Below are 6,067 nucleotides of genomic sequence, written 5' to 3'. Positions count from 1 at the left end.
CCGAACAGACGACGGTACTGACAAAAACACCGCAAAAATCACCAGAAAACTCTTGCAATGCAGGAGCCACCCACAGACGCCAGCCTGTGCCGGATCAGGGTCTGAAAGCGGCGTGTCGCGGACTCATCCATATCGAAGATTTCCCTTATCACGGAATTGCGTTTCGATCAGGTTAGCCTATCTGATAGGGTCACGGCGTCAAAGGAGGACAGGCATGGCTGAAACGCGCGCACATCTGGCCGAGCTGGACCCGGTCTGGGCCCGAATTCGAAGCGAGGCCGAACAGGCCGTCATCGATGAGCCGCTTCTGGGCGGCCTGGTGCATTACTCGATCCTGCACCATCCGACGCTGGACAGGGCCTTGAGCTACCGGATTTCCCTCAAGCTCGCCAACCCCGAGATGTCGGAACAGATCCTGCGGGAGATCTGCGACGAGGCTTATGGCGAGGCGCCGGAACTGGCGCTTTCCGCACGGGCGGATATCGCGGCCACGTATGAACGCGACCCGGCCTGCCACCGGTTCCTGCAGCCGCTGCTGTTCTTCAAGGGCTTCCAGGCGGTGCAAGCCTACCGCGTGGCGCATTGGCTGTGGACGCAAGGCCGGAGGGACCTGTCCTATTTCTTCCAGATGCGCAGCTCGGAGGTGTTCGGTATCGACATTCACCCGGCCGCGCGCATCGGCAAGGGGATCATGATCGACCATGCGCATTCCATCGTCATTGGTGAAACGGCGGTGGTGGGTGACAATGTCTCGATGCTGCATTCGGTGACGTTGGGCGGGACCGGCAAGGAAGAAGAAGACCGGCATCCCAAGATCGGTGATGGTGTTCTGATCGGCGCGGGCGCCAAGGTGCTGGGCAATATCCGGGTGGGCGATTGCTCGCGGATTGCAGCCGGGTCCGTGGTGTTGAAAGAAGTGCCGCGCTGCTCGACCGTGGCGGGTGTTCCGGCCAAGGTCGTGGGCGAAGCGGGCTGCGATCAGCCCTCGATCAGCATGGACCAGCTGCTGCGCGGCAGCTGAAACCCTGGATTAACCATGAGTCACAAGCGGCGCATCCCAAGGCTGGGTGCGCCGCAATTCGTTTCGGGCAGGGGCTTTGCCCCTCTGCCGCCCGTGGCGGCATTCACCCCGGAGTATTTTCAGCCCAAAGAAACGGCAGGTCAGGCCAGCAGGGCCAGCGGGTTTTCCAACCCGTCGACAATGGCTTGCAGCAGTTCCGCGCCAAGTGCACCGTCGATCACCCGGTGATCCACGGACAGGGTTACGGACATGACGGTGGCGACCTCGATCTGACCCTCGGCGCCGACCACGGGTTTCTTCACACCCGCGCCGACGGCGAGGATAGCACCGTGAGGCGGGTTGATGACCGCGTCGAAATTCTCGATCCCGAACATGCCGAGGTTGGAAATGGCAAAGCTGCCGCCCTGGTATTCCTGGGGAGCAAGTTTGCGGTCGCGGGCGCGCGTGGCGAGGTCCTTCATCTCGGCCGAGAGGGTCGAGAGGCTTTTCTGGTGGGCGTCGCGCAGGACAGGGGTAAAGAGCCCGCCCTCGATGGCGACGGCAACGGCCACGTCGGAGGGCGTGAGTTGCAGGATCCGGTCCCCGGCCCAGACCGCATTTGCGGTAGGCACCTGTTGCAATGCGTTGGCACAGGCCTTGATGATGAAATCATTGACCGACAGCTTGACCCCACGCGGCGCCAGCTGATCGTTCAGCTGCTTGCGGAAGGCCATGAGCGCATCGAGGCGGATCTCCCGGCGCAGGTAGAAATGCGGGATGGTCTGCTTCGCCTCGGTCAGGCGCGCGGCAATGGTGCGGCGCATGCCATCGAGCGCGATCTCCTGATGGGGACGGTCGGCATAGGTCTTGAGCACCGCGTCGGCACTTGCACCGCTTGCGGCGGGTGCCGCAGGTGCGGCAGCGGCAGCGGCAGCTTGCAGTGCCGGGGCGGTGTCCGTTTCGGAGGCCGGGGCAGGGGGGGCTATGGCCGCCTCGACGTCAGCCTTGACGATGCGACCGCGCGGGCCGCTGCCGGTGATCTGGCTCAGGTCCAGGCCCTTCTGCTCGGCAATCCGGCGTGCGAGCGGCGAGGCGAAGATGCGCGTTCCGTCGGGGTTCTGTGGCGGCGGAGGGGCGGCTTTCTCGGGCCCCCCTGCGGGAGCCGCGCCGGCCTGCGCCTTGGGCGCCGTGGCCGGCGGGGCGTCGGCGATGTCGGCGGCGCTTTCGCCGTCTTCCAGCAGCACGGCAATCGGCGTGTTGACCTTCACCGCTTCGGTACCTTCGGCCACGAGGATCTTGCCGATCACCCCTTCGTCCACGGCCTCGAATTCCATCGTGGCCTTGTCGGTCTCGATCTCGGCGATCACGTCGCCGGAGCGGACGTCGTCGCCTTCCTTGACCAGCCATTTGGCCAGCGTGCCTTCCTCCATCGTCGGCGACAGGGCGGGCATGAGGATTTCCGTGGGCATCTTTGATCCTCCTCTCAGCGCTGCGACAGCGGCTGGACGTGGGTATTTTTGCCAAGAAGAAGCCGCATCTCAGCGACCCTCGATCAGCGTCAGGATATCATAGGGCGGGCGGGGCCTGTTGCCCCGCGCCAGCCTGTCGACGGCGCGGGCCAGGGCCGCGCGATGTGCGGCGATCCATTCATAGGCGTCCTGGTGCGTGGGCCGGGCGCCGGGGCGCAGATCGCTGGACATCAGGCATTCAGGCACGAAGGCAGCGCCCGCATCGGTTTCGATGCGATAGGCCTCACGCGCGACGTCGCGGCCCCGGACTTCGACCCGCGTGCTCACCGGTAGCAGACCTGTTTTGCCGCCTCGATGACCTCGGGCGTGGTGACAAGCGCGTGGCGTTCGAGATTGGCGGCATAGGGCATGGGCACATCCTTGCCGGTGATGTTGATCACCGGCGCGTCGAGCCAGTCAAAGGCCTGCTGCATCAGCGTGGCCGAAATGTAATTGCCGATCGAGGCCACGGGCCAGCCTTCTTCGACGATCACACAGCGGTTGGTTTTCCGCACGCTGGCGATGACCGTGGCAGTGTCGATGGGGCGCAGGCTGCGCAGGTCGATCACCTCGGCCTCGATGCCCTCTTCGGCGAGTTTTTCGGCAGCCTCCAGCGCGTAGGTCATGCCGATGCCGAAGCTGACAAGCGTCACGTCCGAGCCTTCGCGCCAGATCCGGGCCTTGCCCAGGGGAACGGTGAAATCCTCCAGCACAGGCACGTCGAAACTGCGCCCGTAGAGGATCTCGTTTTCCAGGAAGATCACAGGGTTCGGGTCGCGGATGGCGCTTTTCAGCAGGCCCTTGGCATCCGAGGCGCTGTAGGGCATCGCCACTTTCAGGCCGGGGATATGGGCGTACCAGGCCGCGTAGTCCTGGCTGTGCTGGGCGCCGACGCGGGCGGCGGCGCCGCTGGGGCCGCGAAAGACGATGGGACAGCCCATCTGGCCGCCGGACATGTACAGCGTCTTGGCCGCCGAGTTGATGATCTGGTCCATCGCCTGCATGGCGAAGTTGAAGGTCATGAACTCGACGATGGGGCGCAACCCGCCAAAGGCGGCGCCGACACCGATGCCGGTAAAGCCGTGTTCGGTGATCGGCGTGTCGATCACGCGTTTCGATCCGAATTCGTCCAGCAGCCCCTGGCTGATCTTGTAGGCGCCCTGGTATTCGGCGACTTCCTCACCCATGAGGAAGACATCGCCGTCGCGGCGCATTTCCTCGGCCATGGCGTCGCGCAGGGCCTCGCGCACGGTCTGTTTCTTTGTCTTTGTGCCTTCGGGCCAGTCCGGTTCGGGGCGGGCGGCCTCGACCTTGGCCGGGGCGGCGGGCGGCGGCGCGGCGGCGGCGGGTTGGACGGCTGGCTCGACCGGTTGAGTCGCTGCGCCCCCGTCCCGGACTTGATCCGGGACCTCTTCGCCCTCTTCGACCAGCACCGCGATAGGGGTGTTGACCTTGACCGCCTGGGTGCCCTCGGTGATCAGGATCTTGCCCATGATGCCTTCGTCCACGGCCTCGAATTCCATCGTGGCCTTGTCGGTCTCGATCTCGGCGATCACGTCGCCGGAGCGGACGTCGTCGCCTTCCTTGACCAGCCATTTGGCCAGCGTGCCTTCCTCCATCGTGGGCGACAGGGCGGGCATGAGAATCTCGGTTGGCATATCACTCGCTCCTTCAGAACCCGCCCATCGCCAACACGACAAGGACCGCGATCGCGATTGCGACCACAAGGATCACGATCTGCGAGATCAACACGTTGCCCATCGTCAGGTTGGACCCGTCGAGCGGTTTTACGTGCTTGGCCACCCAATAGGCCTGAAGGACGAAGACGGCGATGGACAGGATGCCGATCAGCACCGAAAGGAGAGACATCGCACCTGCCGCGCCAAGCGCAAAGCCCAAGGCAAAGGACAGCACAAAGAACCCAAGGAAAACAAGGATGTAGACCTTGAACAGCCCGCCATAGGGGACCCGCTTCTTGAACAGCCAGCGCAGGACCAGCATGACGAGGGCGGCGTAGATCAGCTGGCCGATGACGCCGCCGATGATGTTGGAGACAAGTGCTCCGGCAATACTTCCGTTCATGTTGGGTCCTCGGGTCAGGTGTCAGCGTAGATGTCGGTCCAGAGCTCGTCGAGCGCGGGTTCCGGGCTTTCGCGGGCAAACTCGGCAGAGGCATTGACCACCGCCTTGATCTCCTTGTCGATGGCCTTGAGATCCTCCTCGGAGGCATGGCCGCCCTGTACCAGCATATCGCGGACATGGTCGATGGGATCGCGTTCCTCGCGCATCTTCGACACTTCCTCGCGGGTGCGGTACTTGGCCGGGTCCGACATGGAATGGCCGCGATAGCGGTAGGTCTTGATTTCCAGGATGTACGGACCCTTGCCCGCGCGGCAGTGTTTCACCGCCTTTTCGCCCGCCGCCTTGACCGCCAGCACATCCATGCCGTCGACCATCTCGCCGGGAATGCCGAAGGCATTGCCGCGGTGATAGATATCCGGGGTCGAGGTAGACCGCTTCATCGCGGTGCCCATCGCATACTGGTTGTTCTCGATCACAAAAACCACCGGCAGGTCCCAAAGGGCGGCCATGTTGAAGGTCTCGTAGACCTGGCCCTGGTTGGCGGCGCCATCCCCGAAATAGGTGAAGGTCACGCGGCCGTTGTCCTTGTACTTGTCGGCAAAGGCCAGCCCGGCCCCCAGCGGCACCTGCGCGCCGACTATGCCATGCCCGCCGTAAAAGTGCTTTTCGCGGCTGAACATGTGCATCGAGCCGCCCTTGCCCTTGGAATAGCCGCCCTCGCGCCCGGTCAGTTCGGCCATGACTCCGTTCGGGTCCATCCCGCAGGCCAGCATGTGGCCGTGATCGCGGTACGAGGTGACGCGTTTGTCGCCCTCTTCGGCGGCGGCCTCCAGCCCGACCACCACGGCTTCTTGTCCGATGTAAAGGTGGCAGAAGCCGCCGATCAGGCCCATGCCATAAAGCTGGCCGGCCTTTTCCTCGAACCGGCGGATCAACAGCATGTCGCGGTAATACTGTGTCAGCTCCTCGGGCGAGACATTGGGTTTCGCCGTTGTCTTTCGGGCTGCCATGAAACTCCTCCCCAGGACTCGTTCAGTACTGAACTACTTGTGGCGAGGATAGGCGGGGTGCGCGACGGCGTAAAGCCAATACGCATCCGGTCATCGGGGCACCCGCGACTGGACGGATGTCAGTGCACCACGATCTCGTCGCTGCGGATCAGGCCCAGGACATCGCGCGCCTGCTGGTCCAGCAGGTCGAGATCCAGGAAATCGTCCGACAGGCGATGCGTGAGGTTTTCCATCCGCGCCACCTCGGCGTGCAACTCGTCCAGTTCACTGGCCAGCCTGTCGCCTTCGACGGCGATCTCCGCGCGCCGAAACAGGCCGGAATCCCCCTGCACGGCGGCAAAGGTGAAATAGCCCGATAGGCTCAGCGTCACGGTGAAAAAGACCAGTGCTCCCAGTGAAGGGCGCGATCGACGGGATGTCATGTCTCTGCCTCAAACACGCGCCTCTTTGGGGGCGCATGGGATGGA

Annotated in this window: 7 protein-coding genes; 1 reads left to right on the top strand and 6 read right to left on the bottom strand. The window is 63.9% G+C overall.

Translation table 11 applies throughout. From position 1 onward, the window contains the following. Nucleotides 1–214 precede the first annotated feature (214 nt). A complete protein-coding gene (gene cysE / locus KZZ07_RS16385; protein ID WP_219515839.1) occupies nt 215–1,021 on the top strand; it encodes a serine O-acetyltransferase in 807 nt (268 codons plus the stop codon). 140 nt (nt 1,022–1,161) lie between these two features. Here cysE and KZZ07_RS16380 read toward each other — a convergent pair whose 3' ends face one another. The 6 genes from KZZ07_RS16380 to KZZ07_RS16355 all read right to left on the bottom strand — a co-directional run bounded on the left by KZZ07_RS16380 (nt 1,162) and on the right by KZZ07_RS16355 (nt 6,022). Then, nucleotides 1,162–2,469: a pyruvate dehydrogenase complex dihydrolipoamide acetyltransferase gene (locus KZZ07_RS16380; protein WP_219515837.1), complete on the bottom strand. Its 1,308-nt coding sequence runs from the start codon at nt 2,467–2,469 to the stop codon at nt 1,162–1,164. Nucleotides 2,470–2,538: 69 nt separating this feature from the next. Further along, nucleotides 2,539–2,796 (bottom strand): hypothetical protein, encoded by a 258-nt coding sequence (locus KZZ07_RS16375; RefSeq protein ID WP_219515834.1) that lies wholly within the window; start codon nt 2,794–2,796, stop codon nt 2,539–2,541. After that, the gene (locus KZZ07_RS16370; protein WP_219515831.1) at nt 2,793–4,166 is read right to left on the bottom strand and encodes a pyruvate dehydrogenase complex E1 component subunit beta; all 1,374 of its coding nucleotides are present in this window, start codon (nt 4,164–4,166) and stop codon (nt 2,793–2,795) included. Before KZZ07_RS16370 ends, KZZ07_RS16375 begins: the two co-directional genes overlap by 4 nt. Before the next feature lie 13 nt (nt 4,167–4,179). Further along, a complete protein-coding gene (locus KZZ07_RS16365) occupies nt 4,180–4,590 on the bottom strand; it encodes a hypothetical protein (protein ID WP_219515830.1) in 411 nt (136 codons plus the stop codon). A 14-nt stretch (nt 4,591–4,604) separates the two neighbouring features. Further along, a complete protein-coding gene (pdhA, locus tag KZZ07_RS16360) occupies nt 4,605–5,600 on the bottom strand; it encodes a pyruvate dehydrogenase (acetyl-transferring) E1 component subunit alpha (protein ID WP_219515828.1) in 996 nt (331 codons plus the stop codon). A gap of 119 nt (nt 5,601–5,719) precedes the next feature. Further along, nucleotides 5,720–6,022 (bottom strand): FtsB family cell division protein, encoded by a 303-nt coding sequence (locus tag KZZ07_RS16355; RefSeq protein WP_219515826.1) that lies wholly within the window; start codon nt 6,020–6,022, stop codon nt 5,720–5,722. Between the last annotated feature and the right edge of the window lie 45 nt (nt 6,023–6,067).

It is taken from the genome of Mameliella sp. CS4, assembly GCF_019392335.1.
GTDB lineage: Bacteria > Pseudomonadota > Alphaproteobacteria > Rhodobacterales > Rhodobacteraceae > Antarctobacter.
Note: the sequence above shows the minus strand (reverse complement) of the source record. Positions and strands in the feature narration are given on the sequence as shown.